Origin of the sequence: Cupriavidus phytorum, assembly GCF_003254285.1 — a bacterium.
GTDB classification, from domain to species: domain Bacteria; phylum Pseudomonadota; class Gammaproteobacteria; order Burkholderiales; family Burkholderiaceae; genus Cupriavidus; species Cupriavidus phytorum.
This window is the reverse complement of record NZ_QKZN01000015.1, coordinates 83455-100337: the sequence shown is the minus strand read 5'-3', so window position 1 is coordinate 100337 and position 16883 is coordinate 83455. Positions and strand designations below refer to the sequence as shown.

Sequence of the window (16883 nt, the reverse complement as noted above, 5' to 3'; positions counted from 1 at the left end):
AATCGGCAACACGTACCTGCACCTCGGCGGCAGTTCTCCCTCTGCACGAATCGTGATCTCCCACTCCCTTTGAGGGAATCGCGAGCCTATCTGTCACGTTCCACAGAACCGGTCCCTGCTGGCTTCACACATTACTTCGCGTTCAACCACCGGCCTCCAAGCTTGGAAGATAACGTGCCTTGCACTCTGCTAGGCGAAGAGTTCTCTTACCTCGCTGATGGCGACGTGGTTAGCTTGACCGATGACGGTAGGATCCGCGCCCTCTTCAGAGCGGCGTCTGAGCACAACAGCATCCTTCTTACTGAGCAGTGCAACAACTATTGCTTGATGTGCTCCCAACCGCCAAAGAAGGTCGATGACCGCTGGCTGTTAGATGAAGCAATGGAAACTGTTCGGCTGATTCCACGGAACACCCGTTCACTGGGCATTACCGGCGGCGAGCCAACACTGTTCGGTAAAGGCTTCTTAGACTTGCTTCACCAGATCAAGAACTGGTTGCCACGCACCTCTCTGCACATCCTCTCAAACGGGCGCACATTCTCTGACGTTGCGTTCGCCGAGCAGTATGCGGGGGTGCAGCACCCGGACGTCATGGTTGGCATCCCAGTGTACTCCGCGGACCCGGCACGACACGACTATGTCGTTCAGGCCGACGGCGCCTTTGATGAGACGATTCGAGGCATTCTGAACCTGAAGCGATTAAGTCAGAAAGTCGAGATTCGTGTCGTCGTACACAAGCAAACCTATGAAGGATTGCCAGCACTCGCCGAGTTCATTGCCCGGAACTTGCTGTTTGTTGACCACGTCGCCCTGATGGGGCTGGAGATGACCGGTTTCACCCGCGCGAACTTGGACGCGCTATGGATCGATCCGGCTGACTATAAAGGCGAGCTCAGTATGGCTGTCCGAGTCCTGAAGAGCTATGGGCTTCGGGTATCGGTTTACAACCATCAGCTGTGCCTAGTCAATCCCGATGTCGAACCGGCTTATGTCAAGTCCATCTCCGATTGGAAGAACGAATACGCGCCCGAGTGCGGCCCATGTACGCGGCGAGCTGAGTGTGGTGGGTTTTTCGCTTCTGGGATTGAGCATGGCTATAGCAAGTCGCTTCAGCCATTTATATAAGCTTGCTAGAAACTGGCGAGTAGGGACGTCGTCGGGCAAGCGCTCAAGTATGCTTCCTATTGCTACCATCTTGTCCAAGTCCCAGAAGCGGCGTCAGCTTGGATGAACTGCTGGGCTGCATTGTAGTAATTCACAAGTGCCACCCAGACGGTCGTAATTGCCCCAAGGTAAAGCACTGAAAAGCGCGGCATGACGGACGCAGGAGCACAGCACGCTCGGCACACCGTGAGTATGTCCATTGCGGACCGCCTGGACGTTGGCCACTTCAGCGGTACTACAAAGTCGCGACGGCTGCGGGAGAAATTTCGTCAATAACGTGCACGTTGAGCTTGTCTGCGATGGCTCGGTAGGCAGCGGGCAGTTGCCGCTCGAGGACGAGCACGACAGTCACTTCTGGCATATTCTCCTGATGGTCAACGCAGGCCTGAGCTTGAAGAACCGCCTGGTATTTAACCGCCTGATAGATCCCACGAAGATAGTCCTCCGTATTGCCATCAGACACGCGCGACTTCACTTCCACGCCCAGCCAGCGGGCTTTGGATTTAAATATAACATCGATGCTGTCACCCGAGCGCAGGGCGTACTCCGTTTCACGGAGCCACCAGTCTTTCGGTGCCCCGCATATTTCCGGGTGGTCAAAAATAAATTGCTTAAGTGCCTTGTGTGCATCTGACTCACCACCACCCCAGCCGCCGGCACCAGGCTTCCGTTCAATTGAAAGAGGCGTCACCCCCGGTACCCCAGCAAATTTTAGGATTTCATTCCAGCGGCTTCCGTAGTCGAGGATGCGGCCGTATTCATTCATCAGCTTCGCTTCCTTGTCCTGCCGCGGGAGTGATGCATATTCCGGCCAAACGCGGTTGACGCCAGCGGCCGGCAAGCCTGCATTGGAACCGCTAGATAGGACAACCACGCTGGCCAAAAATGGGGGCGCATCTGCAAGAGTGGCACCAGCCTTCTCGATAACGGTTGTGACGCGGTTTAGTACATGGCCAAGGCCCCGTGGCCAGGGCTCTCCATGCTTGTTGCATCGCCCCAATCGCTCCGCCAGTTCTCGATATGTCATCCGGCGCATTACATTGTCTTTCTGCTGCAATGCGTGCATCACCAGAACGTATAATGCTCGCTGCGCATAATCGTCGGCGTCGGGAGTCTCCCCCTCTTGTTGTACGAGGTTTTCTTCAGAATCCGGATCAGCTTCTGGTTCGGCCTCATACGTTGACGTCTCTGGCAGCACCCCGTCCTGCTCGTCCGAATCGCGTAGATGCGGAATGTCCGCGGTCCTTTCCACAAGTTCAAATAGCTTGCCGGGCCTGTTGGAATCGAAGCTGATCCGGATTCCCTGCCTCTGGAACTGATTGTCAATATCGAGTCGTTCTTTCAGTTCGTCCAGACTCATACCGATCCAACCGCGCAGTTGACTCACCCGGTCTAACCAAAAGTGCTTAACCTTCCGCTCACCCTGCTTCAGGGCGCTTGCAACAGGCTCGGCTTCATAGCCGAATATCGGCTTTCTCGTAGCGACTGCATGGTCGAGGTTCTCCCTCGCTTCTTCGCCATGCTTCTGTGCCAAGCCCTTCCATTGCCGCGACTTACCGCCTAACAACACGAAGCGCCGCTCTCGTCCGTCGGCTGGGTCAACAATTTTAGCGATTTGGTCAGCCCACAGCGTGCAGACCAATGCCTGATCGTCAGCGGTGAATGCGTTCCATGGTGTATCGAGCCGTGCATGGTTTGGGCTACGTGCGTACGTGTCCAATCCGCATGTTCTCTTCCAGAATTCGTGCGCCCCGACTATTGCCTCGGTCATACCCGTTAGCTCTTCTATGCCCGTGATATTGGCAGGGCAGGTTCTCCCCCCCGGCCAGATAGAGAGCAATCTTCTAAGTGATTAGAGCTCGTGTCAATGAAAGCTTGGTACGTCCAATTGCGTTTATTGCGATATCCTTTACCAGCGGGGGAAGGGGTGATGCATAACGCCAGGCTAAATACGATGCCGATGCAGAAGCAATCCGTATAGTTGCGAATACGCGGCTGAAGGCGAGGCCAGAGCGACGCACTGTGTGCGTCGCGCTGGATGTTCAAAGCGCTATTGCTCAATCCGATTGCATTGCCAATATTGCTTCTTACCCCGGCCCGGTGTAACACTGCAAGGAGCGCCCAGCCACCGCAGCCTGAGAAGGCCGTAGCGGGCCAGTTTGAGCTATTCGTCGGCGTCTCGCTAGGTGACGCTCGATAGTCTCGGCCGTGAAACCGTCAATGCTGGAGCAATGCCATCAGGCTTGCTCAGTTGCCTGGCCGCGTCCGAGCCACTCACCGCTGAAAGACGTTGTCGCGGTGGTATTTTAGATAGACTTCAACACCCTCGGGCACAAAACGGAGCGCCTGAGGCAATCCGAGCGCTTCGCGATGGCGACCGTCCAATCTCGGGGAGAGGCGCATGTCCCCGCCGCCGTCAAAGCTAATAAGCCCTTTGTCGAAGAGTGCATCGAGGTTTGCCGATAACAATAGCCCATTGAGGCGATCGATCTTCTGCTTGGGGGTGGACTTGTTCCAAGGCTTAATGTGTGAGGCGATAAGCAGTTCACGGCAATCGATCCCGCTAACCGCGCAAGCACCGCCCCACACCTGCATGAGGTTCTCGCGAAACTGACCTTGGCCGCGCCGCGCATTCGCCCGCGTGAGCACGTCAGTGATCGGCTGCTCGCCATCGGGGCGGTCCTCCACATCGAGGGGCTCCGTCGGCGCGCACTGCGTCGCGTCCGCCAGGCGCGCCCACTTTTCGGTGCGCTGGTCCAGTGGTATCGAGTTGAGCACCCGGCCGACGGTGGACAAATCCCATTCCGAGTAGCTGCCAAACATGCCCAGTAGCTTGCCCTTGCCGGTGATCGCACGTGCGTTGAGCGGGACTGGCGCATCGAGCCACCAATAGAAATCGTCGGGGCAGATCCAGTTGGGGATCCAGTGAAGATTGCGTCGCCAGGCCTGGAGGAATCGGTGCTGATTGCCGCCGTATTGCGCCTGCACATTCTTGACCGCCCAGGCGTCCTCCCACAACTCGCCCAGGCGAAGCTCCTGAACGATCTCTTCGCGCTGCTCCTTGTCGCGCTTTTGCAAGAGGCCGATCGCGTTGCCCGCGATGCCGACGAGCTCTTGGACGCCGTTGTGCGAGACGGTCATAAAGACAAACGTCTGCCCAGCGTTTTCGTCAAGCGGTGCGGAGCCAAGCCCTTCCGTGTGGAAGATCCGAAAGCGCTCCTTGCCCCGCGTCAGCAGCAGTCGAGGTGAGTTGTTCCACTCCTCGTGCCCATAGCCGGTCTCTCGAGGGTATCCGCTAGTGGCGATCACGCCCGAGGGGCGCAGGTACTTGTAGGTGTTCCAGAGAATAGGTTTCTGGATGAACAGCGCCATTGAATTTCTCTCGTTCGCCAGTTCTTGCAAAGAGGCCGCGCAGGAAGATGCGCAACAAAATGGCGTCTGCCGTAGTCCGGGGCTCGGCGTCTGCTGACCCCATTCTATCCGACCAGAGAACTTCCGACGCGGCGCGTTTCGAACACGATCTGAGGCACCGCGCCGTCGCAAACGGCTCACGATCTGAGCCGACGTCCTAGCGCGATCCATGCACGCTGTGAACGCAACCCCAGGGACCAGCGCTTCCAAGACGAGGCGGCAGCCAACTTCACGACTGAGCGCCCCGCCTAGCTTCATGCAACCTCCAACCCCTGTCCCTCCACCACCGCCAACTCACTCAACACCTGCGTCTCATGCGCCAGCGTAGCTGCAAGGGAAAGCAACCCCTCCCAAACCCCCTGCTCCAAATCCACCGGCTCCAAACTAACAGCCCCATGCTCACTAGCCATGAGCAATAGCCCATGAAGCTGCGCCGCCCGTTGCACCGCGAGACTCAGCGGATTCTCCCCCGGACTATGAGCGGTCACAAGCATATCGACACCATTGTGTTCCGCAGTAATACCGTGATGACTATGGCTATACATGACGCACCTCCACATACGCGGTTAGCGCGCGCCGCTGCATTGTGAAGGTACTGGAGATTGCCAATCGCCCAGAATGGGCAAGTAAGAACTGAAGCATGGGAATGCCCCCTAACCATACAGGTTCAGTCCCGCTCCCCAGGTGCTGATTGGGGTGGGCGGGCACAAGGCAGGGTAGCAGACCGGGAAAGAGACGAAAGCCGGCGAGCCCGAAGGCTCCCCTGCCAAGGCCCGCCCAAAGAAGGGGCGTGCGCAGGCACGGCAAACGTAAGCATACCGCCAGCAGGCGGACGCTCGACTCTTTCTCCGGGCTGCTAAACCCGGTCGCCACGACGCAGCGACGAACCCAGTATGAAGAGAGGCAGCAAGGGCGAGTATGGGCAAACTCTTAAAAACCGCTCATCGCCGGATTGCCGGGATGAAGCGGTGCGCATGTTCATGCGGTTGACTTCGTGGATGCGCTGGCCCTCTCCCCCGCCCCTCTCCCGCAAGCGGGAGAGGGGAGCAAACACGCGGCACAGAGAAATGCCGCAGGCTTTTCAGATCCCGATTGTGCACTCCCTCTCCCGCTTGCGGGAGAGGGGAGAAAACACGTGGCACCGCGAAATGCCGCAGGCTATTCAACCCTCAGAACCCCAGGCTCGCCAACAAATCATCCACCTGCGCCTGGTCCGACACCACATCCGGCTTCCCTTCCGGATTCACCTGCGGACCATTCATCAGCGTCGACGGTGCCTGCACTTCCACGCGGCGCTCTGACGGCACGTTGTCGATCAGCACCTGCAGCAGTTCCTGCTCCAGCGCGCGGATCATGTCCATCATCTTCTTGATGACCTGGCCGGTCAGGTCCTGGAAGTCCTGCGCCATCATGATGTCGAGCAGGTGGCTGTTGGTGGCGCGGGCCTGGCCGGGTACCTCGGACAGGAAGGCGCGGGTGTCCAGTACCAGCGAGCGGGCGTCGGCCAGTTCCACCGGCTTTTCAAACCAGGCGGCCCAGCGCTTATCCAGCGTTTCGGCCTGCTGTTCGATGTCGGACTGGATCGGCTGCGCCAGTTCGACCGCGTTGAGCGTGCGTTCGGCGGCCTGCTCGGTCATCGCGGCGATGTAGTTCAGGCGGTCGCGCGCGTCGGGGATGGCTTGCGCGGCGCGCTCGATTTCCTTGTCCAGGCCGAGCTCGCGCATGTTGTCGCGCAGCATGCGCGTCAGGTTGCCGATGCGCAGGATCAGTTGTTCGGCGGAATCGTTGCTCAGGGTGGGGGTCATGACAAACGCGCCTCCGCCTCAGCCGCCGAGCTTCTCGAAGATCTTGGTGATCTTCTCGTCCAGCGTGGCGGCCGTGAAGGGCTTGACCACGTAGCCGTTGGCGCCGGCCTGGGCCGCGGCGATGATGTTTTCCTTCTTGGCCTCGGCGGTGACCATCAGCACCGGGATCTTGCCGATGTTGGCGTCGGCGCGGATGGCCTGCAGCATCGACAGGCCGTCCATGTTGGGCATGTTCCAGTCGGAGATCACGAACTGGAAGCTGCCGTCCTTGGCTTTTTCCAGGCCGGCGGCGCCGTCTTCGGCTTCCTCGACGTTGACGAAACCCAGCTCCTTGAGCAGGTTGCGGATGATCCGGCGCATGGTCGGGAAATCGTCCACGACCAGGATCTTGATGTTCTTGTCCACTTTAAAGACTCCAGTAAATGCAGTGATGGCTGGTGGGTCCGGCTTTGTTGTTTCGGCTTGCCGGCTCGCTTAGACCCGTTGCGCGCGCGTGCCGTAGGTGGCCAGGCGCGCCATGACGCGCTGGGTCATCGCCGGCAAGGGCACGACTTCATGCACGCCGCCGGCGGCAATCGCCTCCTTCGGCATGCCGAATACGATGCAACTCTGTTCGTCCTGCGCCAGGTTGTAGGCGCCGGCGTCGCGCATGCGCAGCATGCCGCGGGCGCCGTCCTTGCCCATGCCGGTCAGGATTACGCCGATCACGTTCTTGCCGCCGTGCTGCGCGGCCGAATCGAACAGCACATCCACCGACGGGCGATGGCGGTTGACCGGCGCCTCCTGCGACAGGTGCGCAACGTAGTTGGCGCCGCTGCGCGCCAGCAGCAGGTGCGAGTCGCCAGGGGCGATATACGCATGGCCCGGCAGCACGCGCTCGCCGTGCTCGGCTTCCTTCACGGTGATGCGGCACAGGCCGTCCAGCCGCTGCGCGAATGATCGCGTGAAGCCGGCCGGCATATGCTGGACGATCATCACCGCGGGGCTGTCGGGCGGCAGCGGCATCAGGAATTCCTTGATCGCCTCGGTGCCGCCGGTGGAAGCGCCCAGGATGATCAGCTTCTCGGTCGACAGCAGCGGGCTGCGCAGCATCCGCACGGGGGCCGTGCCGGTGGCGGCGGGCGCGGCCGTTGGCGTGGCCGCGCGTACGCGTGCGCGCGATGCGGCGCGTAGCTTGTCGGCAATGGTGTCGGTGTATTCGAGCAGCCCGTCGCGGATGCCCAGCTTGGGCTTGGTGACGAAGTCCACCGCGCCCAGCTCCAGCGCGCGCATGGTGATTTCGGAGCCGCGCTCGGTCAGCGATGACACCATCAGCACCGGCATCGGCCGCAGCCGCATCAGCCGTTCCAGAAAGTCGAGGCCGTCCATGCGCGGCATTTCGACATCGAGCGTCAGCACGTCGGGGTTCAGGCGCTTGATCAGGTCGCGCGCCACCAGCGGGTCCGGCGCGGTGCCGACCACTTCCATGTCGGGCTGGCTGTTGATGATCTCCGTCATCAGGCTGCGGATCAGCGCGGAGTCGTCCACGCACAGCACCTTGATCTTGGCGGCAGTCATGATTGGTCGTGCTTGTAGGGGTTCAGGGAAGCTGGCGCGAGTACGTCTGCCGCGCAAACAGTTCCGGCGAGCGCGATGGTTCGCGCGCCGAGGTGGCAATGGCCCGCGCCAGCGCGCGTTCCTCGCGCGCCACCGAAACCTGGTCGTCCTGCCGGGTCAGGCGGCGCACCAGCGCCAGCCCGCCGATCGGGAAATAGCTGACGCGGCGCGCATGCGGGCCGCGCAGGTCCTGCGCCGCCACGCGCACCTCTTCCGCTTTCAGGTAGCGCAACACGAAGTCGGCGTTGCGGTCGCCGATGTTCAGCGTGGTCATGTTGGCCAGCACCGCGCCGCCGCCGAAGACCTTGGCCTCGAGCCGCTCGCGGCGCGCGCCCATCTTGAGCAGTTCGTTGATCAGCACTTCCAGCGCATAGCTGCCATAGCGCATCGATGCGGACAGCATGCGGTCGGCACTGCCGTCGTCGTCCGGCAGCATGAAGTGGTTCATGCCGCCGACGCCGGCCACCTCGTCGCGAATGCAGGCGGCCACGCAAGAGCCCAGCACGGTGGTCAGCACCACGTCGTCGCGCGTCACGTAGTACTCGTTGGGCAGCAGCTTGATGGCCTGCTTGCCGAACTCGCGGTCGAAGTAGGTGCGCGTGGCCAGCGCTTCGGGCAGGTGGGGCGTGCGCATTACGGCCTGCCCCGGCCGGCCGCGGACAGCGCGCCCGGTGCCAGTTCATAGACGGTCTGCCCGCGCAGCTGGAACGCGCGCGTGACGTAGGAGAAGTTCTCCGAATGGCCGGCGAACAAGAGCCCGTGCGGCTTGAGCAGCGGCACGAAGCGCTCCAGGATGCGGCCCTGGGTCGGCTTGTCGAAGTAGATCATCACGTTGCGGCAGAAGATGGCGTCGAACTGCTCGCGGATGCCCCAGTCGGGCGCGAGCAGGTTCAGCGGCTCGAACGCGATGGTGGCGGCCAGTTCCGGCTTGACCTTGACCGAGCCGGTGCGCGGGCCGGTGCCCTTCAGGAAGAAGCGCTTGAGCCGTTCCGGCGACAGCCGCGCCACCTGCTCGGCCGAATAGACGCCGCTGCGGGCCTTGGCCAGTACCTGGGTGTCGATGTCGGTGGCCAGCACGGTGCCGGCGCGGTCGCCCAGCGCCTCGGCCAGGGTGATGGCGATTGAGTACGGTTCTTCGCCGGTGGACGCGGCCGAGCACCAGACGCTGTAGGGCCGGCCAGCCTGCTTGGCATGCTCCGCCAGCAGCGGGAAGTGGTGCGCCTCGCGGAAGAACGAGGTCAGGTTGGTGGTCAGCGCGTTGGTGAAGAACTCCCATTCCGGCGAGTGGTCGTCCGCTTCCAGCAGCGCCAGGTACGAGGCAAAGTCGGTCAGCTGCAGCGTGCGCAGCCGGCGCGCGAGCCGGCTGTAGACCATCTCGCGCTTGTGGCTGCCAAGCGAGATGCCGGCGCGCCGGTGGATCAGCGTGCGGATCTGCTCGAAGTCGCGCTCGGTCAGCAGGAAGTCGCGCGCGTCGTCGCGCCGCAGCAGGGCGGCCGGCGCGGCGACCGGGCCGGTGTGCGCGGGGGCGGCGTTGCGGAACGGCGTCATGGGCTGTGCTTCGGTAATGCGGGATCAGGCGTATTCGGCTTCGACCAACGCCATCTCGGGGCTGGTCATCAGCTTCTCGATGTCGATCAGCACCAGCATGCGGCCGTCGATGGTGCCCAGGCCGGTCAGGTGCTCGGTCGAGATCGACACGCCGAACTCCGGCGCGGGCTTGATCGCGTCGCCGGTCAGCGTCAGCACGTCCGACACGCCGTCCACCACGATGCCGACCACGCGGCCGGCCACGTTGAGGATGATCACCACTGTCTGGTGGTCGTAGCGCACGTTGCCCAGGCGGAACTTCAGGCGCAGGTCGACGATGGGCACGATCACGCCGCGCAGGTTGGTCACGCCCTTGATGAAGTCGGGCGCGCTGGAGATGCGCGTGACGGTCTCGTAGCTGCGGATCTCCTGCACCTTGAGGATGTCGATGCCGTATTCCTCCGACCCCAGCGTGAAGACCAGGAACTCCTGGCCCGAAGCGTCGCTTCCGGGGGTATCGATGTGTCCGATGCCGGCCATGATGTCTTGTTCTCCTGTGATCGATTACTGCTGCAGCGCCGGTTCCTGCCGGCGCACGCCGGTGCGCTGCAGCGCGCCGACATCGACGATCAGCGCCACGCTGCCGTCGCCAAGGATGGTCGCCGCGGAAATGCACGGCACCTTGCGGTAGTTGGTTTCCAGGTTCTTCAGCACCACCTGGTGCTGGCCGATCAGCTGGTCCACCAGCAGCGCGAAGCGCTTGCCTTCGGCCTGCAGGATCACGGCGATGCCTTGGGTCGGTTCCTGCAGCGCGTCGGCAACGTTGAACACGCGGTGCATTTCCAGCAGCGGCAGGTATTCGCCGCGCACGTGCATGACGCGGTCGGAGTTGGCGGCGGTATGGACGTCTTCGGCCTTGGGCTGCAGCGACTCCATCACGCAGTTCAGCGGCAGGATGAAAGTCTCTTCGCCCACCTTGACCGACATGCCGTCCAGGATCGCCAGCGTCAGCGGCAGCACGATGCGGATGGTGGTGCCCAGGCCCGGGCGCGAGCTGATCTGCACGTGCCCGCCCATCTCCTGGATGTTGCGCTTGACCACGTCCATGCCGACGCCGCGGCCAGACACATCAGTGATGACCTCGGCGGTGGAGAAGCCCGGCGCGAAGATCAGCTGCCAGACTTCCTCGTCGGTGATGGTGTCGGACACCGGCAGGCCGTTCTGGATGGCCTTGGCCAGGATGCGCTCGCGGTTCAGGCCGCCGCCGTCGTCGCTGACTTCGATGACGATATTGCCGCCATGGTGCTGCGCGGACAGGATCAGCTGGCCGGTCGGGTCCTTGCCAGCGGCGACGCGCTTGTCAGGGGTTTCGATGCCGTGGTCCAGGCTGTTGCGCACCAGGTGCGTCAGCGGATCGATGATGCGTTCGATCAGGCTCTTGTCGAGCTCGGTGGCCTTGCCGAACGTAACCAGGTCGATCTGCTTGCCGAGCTTGCTGGCCAGGTCGCGCACCAGCCGCGGGAAGCGCGAGAACACATAGTCCATCGGCATCATGCGGATCGACATCACCGCTTCCTGCAGGTCACGCGCGTTGCGCTCCAACTGGCCCATGCCGGAGAACAGGCGGTCGAACAGCACTGGGTCCAGCGACGAGGCGGTCTGCGCCAGCATCGACTGCGTGATCACCAGTTCGCCCACCAGGTTGATGATCTGGTCGACCTTCTCGGTGGGCACGCGGATCGAGCCTTCGCCGTGCGCGGGGGCGGGGGCCGGGGCGGCCTTGGCCTTCTCGCGCGCGGCGGGGGCCGGCGCGGGTGCGGCAGCCACCGGCGCGGGCGCGGGCGCGACAGCCTCTGCCGGGGCCGGCGCCGCCGCCGGCGCATCGGCCGCGGCTTCGATCACGATCTGGTCGCCATCGATCACGAAGCAGCACACCGCGATGATGTCGTCGGCGCTGCATTGGGTGTTGAGCCACACCACCAGTTCGCCGTTGCTTTCCTGCTGGCCGGTGATCTCGCCCAGGTTGGCCAGTTCTTCGCGCAGCAGCGCCTGGTCGGAGGCCGAGACCTTGATCAGGCGGATCTTCAAACCGCCGCCGGCGTGTGCTGCTGCGGGGGCGGCGGCTGCGACAGGGGCGGGCGCCGGAGCAGGAGCCGGGGCCGCGTCATGGCCGGCGGCTTCCTGCGCCAGCTGCTGCAGCACGGCGCAGATGCGCGCCAGCGTTTCCGGATCGGGTTCGGTGCCGTTGCGGTAGGCGTTGAGCTGGTCTTGCAACACGTCCTTGGTTTCCAGAAAGGTGTCGATGATGGTCCTGGTCAACGCCAGTTCCTGCCGGCGCGTGCGGTCCAGCAGGTTCTCGAAGATATGGGTGGTCTCGGTCAGCGCGGCGAAGCCGAAGGTGGCGGCGCCGCCCTTGATCGAATGCGCGGCGCGGAAGATCGCGTTCAGGTGCTCGGCATCGGGCGCCTCGATGTCCAGGCCGAGCAGCAGCTGCTCCATTTCAACGAGCAGCTCTTCGGCTTCCTCGAAGAAGGTCTGGTAAAACTGAGTGATATCGATATCGACAGACATGGCGTCCTGAGTCACTTGGTTACGGCGCGGGGCACGCTGCGGCAGCGGTCCTGCGTCATGGTTTGCTGCCCGATGCCGGCGCGGCTGATGCCGCTGCCGGGGCCGACGCTGCCGCCAACCCTGCCTGCATTTCCTGCGCGGCCTTACCGGCCTGCGCCGCCACCGTGACCTCGGCGGCGCTGGCGTTCTCGGCCTCGAAGCGGGCCTGCGCCTTCTGGTTCAGCACCACGATGCTGATGCGGCGGTTGATCGGCGCGAGCAGGTCTTGCTTGTCCAGCGGCATGGTCGCGGCCAGTCCCAGCACGCGCAGCACCTTGCCTTCCTGCATGCCGCCCGCGATCAGCTCGCGGCGCGAGGCGTTGGCGCGGTCGCCGGACAGCTCCCAGTTGCTGTAGGTGCGCTCGCCGTTGGAATAGTTGGCGGCGTCGGTATGGCCGGACAGGCTGACCTTGTTGGGCAGCTCGTTCAGCACCGGGCCGATCTCGCGCAGGATGGTGCGCATATAGCTTTCGACCATGGCGCTGCCGGTGCGGAACATGGGGCGGTTCTGCGTATCCAGGATCTGGATGCGCAGGCCTTCGCTGGTGATGTCCAGCAGCAGCTGCGGGCGGAACTGGCGCAGCACCGGGTTGTTCTCGATGATCTGTTCCAGGCGCTGCTTGAGCGCGCGCAGGCGCTGCGCTTCCTGCTGTTCGTTGCGGCGCTGTTCGTCGCTGGGGTCGTTGTCGTGCGCGCGCATGATCTCGCCGTCCTTGCGCATCACGTCCATGCCGCCGCCGGGAATCACGCTGGGCGACTGGCTGCTTTTCTCGCCGCCGACGATGGCGACCTTGAGCGGCATGCGGAAGTATTCGGCAATGCCTTCCAGCGTTTTCTTGTTGGCGCTGGACAGCAGCCACAGCACCAGAAACAGCGCCATCATCGCCGTCATGAAGTCGGCGTAGGCAATCTTCCAGCTGTGGTTGCCGTGCGGCCTGGCGTGCGACTTCGCCCGGCGGACGATGATCGGACGCATATCGTGTGCGCTGCTCATGTGGTGCCCCTTGCTGCGTGCGTTGTCGGCTGCCTTAGTTCAGGCTCTTCACTTCACGCACGTGGTCGTCGAGCTCCAGGAACGACGGACGCACCGTGGAGTACAGCACCTTGCGGCCGAATTCCACCGCGACCAGCGGCGCATAGCCGTTCAGGGAGGCCAGCAGCACCACCTTGATGCACTCGTAGACCTTGACGTTCTCGGACACCTGCAGCTCGATGCGCGCGGCCAGCGGCGAGATAAAGCCGTAGGCCAGCAGAATGCCGAGGAAGGTGCCGACCATGGCGTGCGCGATCAGCGCGCCCAGCTCGGCCGGCGGCAGGTCGGCCGAACCCAGCGCATGGACCACGCCCATCACCGCGGCGACGATGCCGAACGCGGGCAGACCATCGCCGACGCGCGACAGCGCATGGGCGGGGATCTCGGCTTCATGGCGGAAGGTCTCGATCTCGTGGTCCATCAGGGCCTCGATCTCGAACGCGTTCATGTTGCCGTTGACCATCATGCGCAGGTAGTCGGTGAGGAATTCCATCACCACCGGATCCGACAGGATGCGCGGGTACTGGCTGAACACGCTGCTGGCGGCGGGATCGGCGATTTCCTTTTCCAGGAACAGGATGCCCTCGCGCCGTGCCTTGGACAGCAGCACGTACAGCAGCGACATGACGTCCAGGTACAGCTCCTTCTTGTACTTGGAACTCTTGAACAGGCCCGGCAGCGCACGCGCGGTGGCCTTGATGGCCTTGCCGGTATTGGTGGCGATGAAGGCGCCGATGGCGGCGCCCGCGATGATCACCACTTCCGCAGGTTGATACAGCGCGCCCATATGGCCGCCGGTCATGGCGTAACCGCCAAGCACCGCCGCTACCACGACGACATAGCCAAGAACTACTAGCACGATCGGATCCCCGTCTAAAAACGCGCGTCAGCCACGCTCATTGGCCCGATGCACGGGCGCACGGAGAGAATCCGTCCGCCAGCGCAGCAAGCTTGCCAGCCGGCGGACCTTGACCAGGATCAGGCGTTGGTCTGCACGGCGGCGGCGTCTTTCGAGAGCTTCTTCACTTTCCCTGCGCGCGACGGCGGACGGCACAGGCTGCACACGAAGTTTGCGTGCGGCTCATACGCGTGCGTGACAAACTGTCCGCCGCAACACGTGCACCGGGACAGCTGCAGCATGTTGCTCTCGAAGAACCGTACTAACGTCCAGGCCCGCGTGAAACTTAAGACAATTTCACCGCCGAGCAGCGAAACATGCTCGAGGTACAGGCGGTAGGCGGCCACCACCGCGCGGATGCCCACGGTCTCGCCTTCCTGCACCATGAACTGGTACGCGGAGAAGAACAGAGACGAGTGGATATTCGGCAGCCAGGTGGTGAACCAGTCCGTCGAGAACGGCAGCATGCCCTTGGGGGGCGAGACGCCGCGCAGCTCCTTGTACAGGCGTATCAGCCGGTCACGCGACAGCGTGGTCTCGGCTTCAAGCACCTGCAGGCGCGCACCCAGGCCGATCAGCTCGATCGCGAGCTGGGTCTGGTTGGCGTCCTGGAGCACGCTCTTGCGGCTGGGAACGGAGGTGGCCGTGTAACTCCGGTTTGGCTCGGCCTGCAGGAGTGCGGTCAATTGAGCGACTCCACAGGCTGACGTGCGAGCAGGATCGCGGCGTGGATCTGCTGCATGTCATGGCTCTTGGCCGTGTGGGTGAGAGTTGAGAGAAGCGCGTGGTCGTCGAAGCGGAACCTGCACAGCACCATGTTGGATGCCGCGAGCTTGACGAGTTGCGCTGAGGTCAGCTTGGCAAGGATATCCGCAATTTCCTTGCTGACCCCAAGCCTGAACATGGCTTCGACCTGGTTTTCGCGCACCAGGCGTTGCGCGAGCAGCAGATAGGCGAGGTTAACCTCCCTGATCTCCTGGAGAACTTCACTGCTTTCCAATTTATCCCCGCTACCAAAAACCCACCGTAGCCGCTTGTCCGGCGCTTACCGTTGCCCTGGCGGGCCCGGCGACCAGATCGTTTGTTTGCGGCTGGGCGGGTACAACGTACGACTAAGGAACTACGCCCAAGTCCAACTGTAATCAACTCCGTTACAAGTGTTACAGAGTGTAAGTAAGACTGTTACGTTTATATCGGCATTCGCCCCGCAATGCCAATCCCTACTTACGCGGGGGGGAACCAAATGTCGCATGAAACATACATTGGCCCTGCACATTTTGTAACAAGTCACACCTCTGACTTTTGATTTCGCTCAAAACGGCACGAGCAAACGTCCTCTGCATCAACGCGCTGGCACGGCGTTGGTAGCCTGCTGGATTCCTCTATTGACGACGGCCGCGCGGAGTGTATCGCCGTACACGGCGTTCGTAATACTGTCCGAAATCTCCGGCTGGCATCAGCGCAAGACGAGGGTCCTGATTTCAATGTCCGAACAATCGGCGCAGCCAGTTCGCCAGCCGTGCGAACACGTCGTCGGGCGCTTCGCGAAACAATGCGGGCCGCACGCGCTCCACCTGCTCCAGCACGCGCGAGGCCTCGTCGGGCTGGATCGAGCCATACTCCAGCGCCAGCCCCAGCATGCCGCGCAGCTCGCCCACGCGCGCGCGGCCGGCGGCCTCGTTGTCTTCGGTCTGCAGCGCGTACATCAGGTCGTAGGCGCGCTGGCGCAGGCTTTCGGCCAGGCGCCAGGCGGGCGTGCGCATGCGCTCTTCCAGCGCGCGCAGGTCTTCGGCCGACGCCGCCACCTGGGTCGCCAGCGCCTCGGTATAGGCGCTATCGGCGCCGCACTCGGCCAGCACCTGCGCCGCCCATTCGCGTGCATGCGCGAGGCGCTGCTCGCCGCTCCATCCCGGCTGCACCGCCAGGCCGAAGCCGAAGCGCTGGGCATCGCGCATCAGCGCCGCGAGCGCATTCGGCAACTGCTTGTCGAATACGCGGCGCGCCCAGCCATACTCACCCCCGGACAGCAGCCGCGAGACCGCGCGCTCGGTCAGCGGGCCGTCATGCTGCAGCAGCCGCGCGCGCAGGAAGTCATGGAACTCGGGCGGCAGGAACTCGCGGTCGAGCCCGGTCGAGACCCCGATGAACTGGTCGAATTCCTTGCGCAGCCTGGCCGCGTCCTCTTGCGGCAAGGCCAGGGTGATATCGGTCGTCATGGCAACACTCAGAACGCGCTCCAGTCGCCGTTGTCGGCCGCGGCGAGCGCGGGACGCGGGGTCATCGCCGCTGCGCGCGACGCCGGCTTGGCTGCCGTCGGCTCGGCCGCGTCGTGCGGGGCTTCATCGGCGCTGGCGGCTTCGGTCTTGGCCATGGGCAGCTTGGCAGCGCGCTTGCTTGCGGCGATGGCACGCACGGCGCCCGCGCGTTGAGTCTTGGCGGGCACCGCGGCGGCGGCCGGCATTACCTCGAAGCGCTCCGCGCGCTCGTCCTCCGCGGCCAGGCGGAAGGTTGCCACCGCGGATTGCAGGCGGCTGGCCTGCTCTTCGAGCGCACCGGCAGCGGCAGCGGCTTCCTCGACCAGCGCCGCGTTCTGCTGCGTCACCTCGTCCATCTGCGCCACCGCCTGGTTCACCTGCTCGATGCCCGAACTCTGCTCGGCCGATGCCGCGCTGATCTCGCCCATGATGTCGGTCACGCGCTTGACCGCCTGCACGATCTCATCCATGGTCTTGCCGGCCTGGCCGACCAGCGCCGAGCCGTTGTCGACGCGCTCGACCGTATCGCCGATCAGCCCCTTGATCTCCTTGGCCGCGTTGGCGCTGCGCTGCGCCAGGCTGCG

The 16883-nt window shown here is 63.3% G+C and carries 17 protein-coding genes; 1 reads left to right on the top strand and 16 read right to left on the bottom strand.

Annotation, left to right across the window (positions count from 1 at the left end; genetic code table 11):
- The first annotated feature begins 162 nt into the window (after positions 1-162).
- Positions 163-1125, top strand: a complete 963-nt coding sequence (gene hxsC / locus C7416_RS25955; RefSeq protein WP_240988241.1) for a His-Xaa-Ser system radical SAM maturase HxsC — start codon at positions 163-165, stop codon at positions 1123-1125.
- A 274-nt stretch (positions 1126-1399) separates the two neighbouring features.
- On the opposite strand, the gene C7416_RS29010 is transcribed toward hxsC, so the two are convergent.
- The 16 genes from C7416_RS29010 to C7416_RS25875 all read right to left on the bottom strand — a co-directional run.
- On the bottom strand, positions 1400-2884 hold the full coding sequence (locus tag C7416_RS29010) for a hypothetical protein (protein WP_146604304.1): 1485 nt from the start codon (positions 2882-2884) through the stop codon (positions 1400-1402).
- Positions 2885-3438: 554 nt separating this feature from the next.
- Positions 3439-4536: an HNH endonuclease gene (locus tag C7416_RS25945; RefSeq protein WP_111521533.1), complete on the bottom strand. Its 1098-nt coding sequence runs from the start codon at positions 4534-4536 to the stop codon at positions 3439-3441.
- Positions 4537-4829: 293 nt separating this feature from the next.
- Positions 4830-5120 (bottom strand): hypothetical protein, encoded by a 291-nt coding sequence (locus C7416_RS25940; RefSeq protein ID WP_111521532.1) that lies wholly within the window; start codon positions 5118-5120, stop codon positions 4830-4832.
- A gap of 624 nt (positions 5121-5744) precedes the next feature.
- Positions 5745-6380 carry a protein phosphatase CheZ gene (cheZ, locus tag C7416_RS25935; RefSeq protein ID WP_012355109.1) on the bottom strand — a complete coding sequence of 212 codons (636 nt, stop codon included), beginning with the start codon at positions 6378-6380 and terminating at the stop codon, positions 5745-5747.
- Between the two features lie 18 nt (positions 6381-6398).
- A complete protein-coding gene (gene cheY, locus C7416_RS25930) occupies positions 6399-6785 on the bottom strand; it encodes a chemotaxis response regulator CheY (RefSeq protein WP_018004712.1) in 387 nt (128 codons plus the stop codon).
- Positions 6786-6854: 69 nt separating this feature from the next.
- Positions 6855-7937 carry a protein-glutamate methylesterase/protein-glutamine glutaminase gene (locus C7416_RS25925; protein ID WP_111521531.1) on the bottom strand — a complete coding sequence of 361 codons (1083 nt, stop codon included), beginning with the start codon at positions 7935-7937 and terminating at the stop codon, positions 6855-6857.
- A 22-nt stretch (positions 7938-7959) separates the two neighbouring features.
- The gene (gene cheD, locus C7416_RS25920; RefSeq protein ID WP_111521530.1) at positions 7960-8610 is read right to left on the bottom strand and encodes a chemoreceptor glutamine deamidase CheD; all 651 of its coding nucleotides are present in this window, start codon (positions 8608-8610) and stop codon (positions 7960-7962) included.
- Positions 8610-9524 carry a CheR family methyltransferase gene (locus C7416_RS25915; protein WP_181461319.1) on the bottom strand — a complete coding sequence of 305 codons (915 nt, stop codon included), beginning with the start codon at positions 9522-9524 and terminating at the stop codon, positions 8610-8612. The genes cheD and C7416_RS25915 overlap by 1 nt, the downstream gene beginning before the upstream one ends.
- A 24-nt stretch (positions 9525-9548) precedes the next feature.
- Complete coding sequence (locus C7416_RS25910) at positions 9549-10043, bottom strand: chemotaxis protein CheW (RefSeq protein WP_111521529.1); 495 nt, start codon at positions 10041-10043, stop codon at positions 9549-9551.
- Positions 10044-10067: 24 nt separating this feature from the next.
- The gene (gene cheA / locus C7416_RS25905) at positions 10068-12074 is read right to left on the bottom strand and encodes a chemotaxis protein CheA (protein WP_111521528.1); all 2007 of its coding nucleotides are present in this window, start codon (positions 12072-12074) and stop codon (positions 10068-10070) included.
- A gap of 55 nt (positions 12075-12129) precedes the next feature.
- Positions 12130-13107, bottom strand: a complete 978-nt coding sequence (gene motB, locus C7416_RS25900; RefSeq protein WP_111521527.1) for a flagellar motor protein MotB — start codon at positions 13105-13107, stop codon at positions 12130-12132.
- Positions 13108-13141: 34 nt separating this feature from the next.
- Positions 13142-14005 carry a flagellar motor stator protein MotA gene (gene motA, locus C7416_RS25895; RefSeq protein ID WP_012355101.1) on the bottom strand — a complete coding sequence of 288 codons (864 nt, stop codon included), beginning with the start codon at positions 14003-14005 and terminating at the stop codon, positions 13142-13144.
- A 119-nt stretch (positions 14006-14124) separates the two neighbouring features.
- Complete coding sequence (gene flhC, locus C7416_RS25890; protein WP_018004719.1) at positions 14125-14730, bottom strand: flagellar transcriptional regulator FlhC; 606 nt, start codon at positions 14728-14730, stop codon at positions 14125-14127.
- A complete protein-coding gene (gene flhD / locus C7416_RS25885; RefSeq protein WP_010812713.1) occupies positions 14727-15044 on the bottom strand; it encodes a flagellar transcriptional regulator FlhD in 318 nt (105 codons plus the stop codon). Before flhD ends, flhC begins: the two co-directional genes overlap by 4 nt.
- A 481-nt stretch (positions 15045-15525) precedes the next feature.
- Complete coding sequence (locus tag C7416_RS25880) at positions 15526-16260, bottom strand: DUF4088 family protein (protein ID WP_111521526.1); 735 nt, start codon at positions 16258-16260, stop codon at positions 15526-15528.
- Between the two features lie 8 nt (positions 16261-16268).
- A partial coding sequence (locus C7416_RS25875; RefSeq protein WP_258401155.1) for a methyl-accepting chemotaxis protein occupies positions 16269-16883 on the bottom strand: 615 nt, incomplete at its 5' end.

Coding starts and splice junctions, on each gene's coding strand:
- C7416_RS25945 (WP_111521533.1), bottom strand. CDS start 4,536: ATGGCGCTGTTCATCCAGAAACCTATTCTCTGGAACACCTACAAGTAC.
- C7416_RS25940 (WP_111521532.1), bottom strand. CDS start 5,120: ATGTATAGCCATAGTCATCACGGTATTACTGCGGAACACAATGGTGTC.
- cheZ (WP_012355109.1), bottom strand. CDS start 6,380: ATGACCCCCACCCTGAGCAACGATTCCGCCGAACAACTGATCCTGCGC.
- C7416_RS25925 (WP_111521531.1), bottom strand. CDS start 7,937: ATGACTGCCGCCAAGATCAAGGTGCTGTGCGTGGACGACTCCGCGCTG.
- cheD (WP_111521530.1), bottom strand. CDS start 8,610: ATGCGCACGCCCCACCTGCCCGAAGCGCTGGCCACGCGCACCTACTTC.
- C7416_RS25915 (WP_181461319.1), bottom strand. CDS start 9,524: ATGACGCCGTTCCGCAACGCCGCCCCCGCGCACACCGGCCCGGTCGCC.
- C7416_RS25910 (WP_111521529.1), bottom strand. CDS start 10,043: ATGGCCGGCATCGGACACATCGATACCCCCGGAAGCGACGCTTCGGGC.
- cheA (WP_111521528.1), bottom strand. CDS start 12,074: ATGTCTGTCGATATCGATATCACTCAGTTTTACCAGACCTTCTTCGAG.
- motB (WP_111521527.1), bottom strand. CDS start 13,107: ATGAGCAGCGCACACGATATGCGTCCGATCATCGTCCGCCGGGCGAAG.
- C7416_RS25880 (WP_111521526.1), bottom strand. CDS start 16,260: ATGACGACCGATATCACCCTGGCCTTGCCGCAAGAGGACGCGGCCAGG.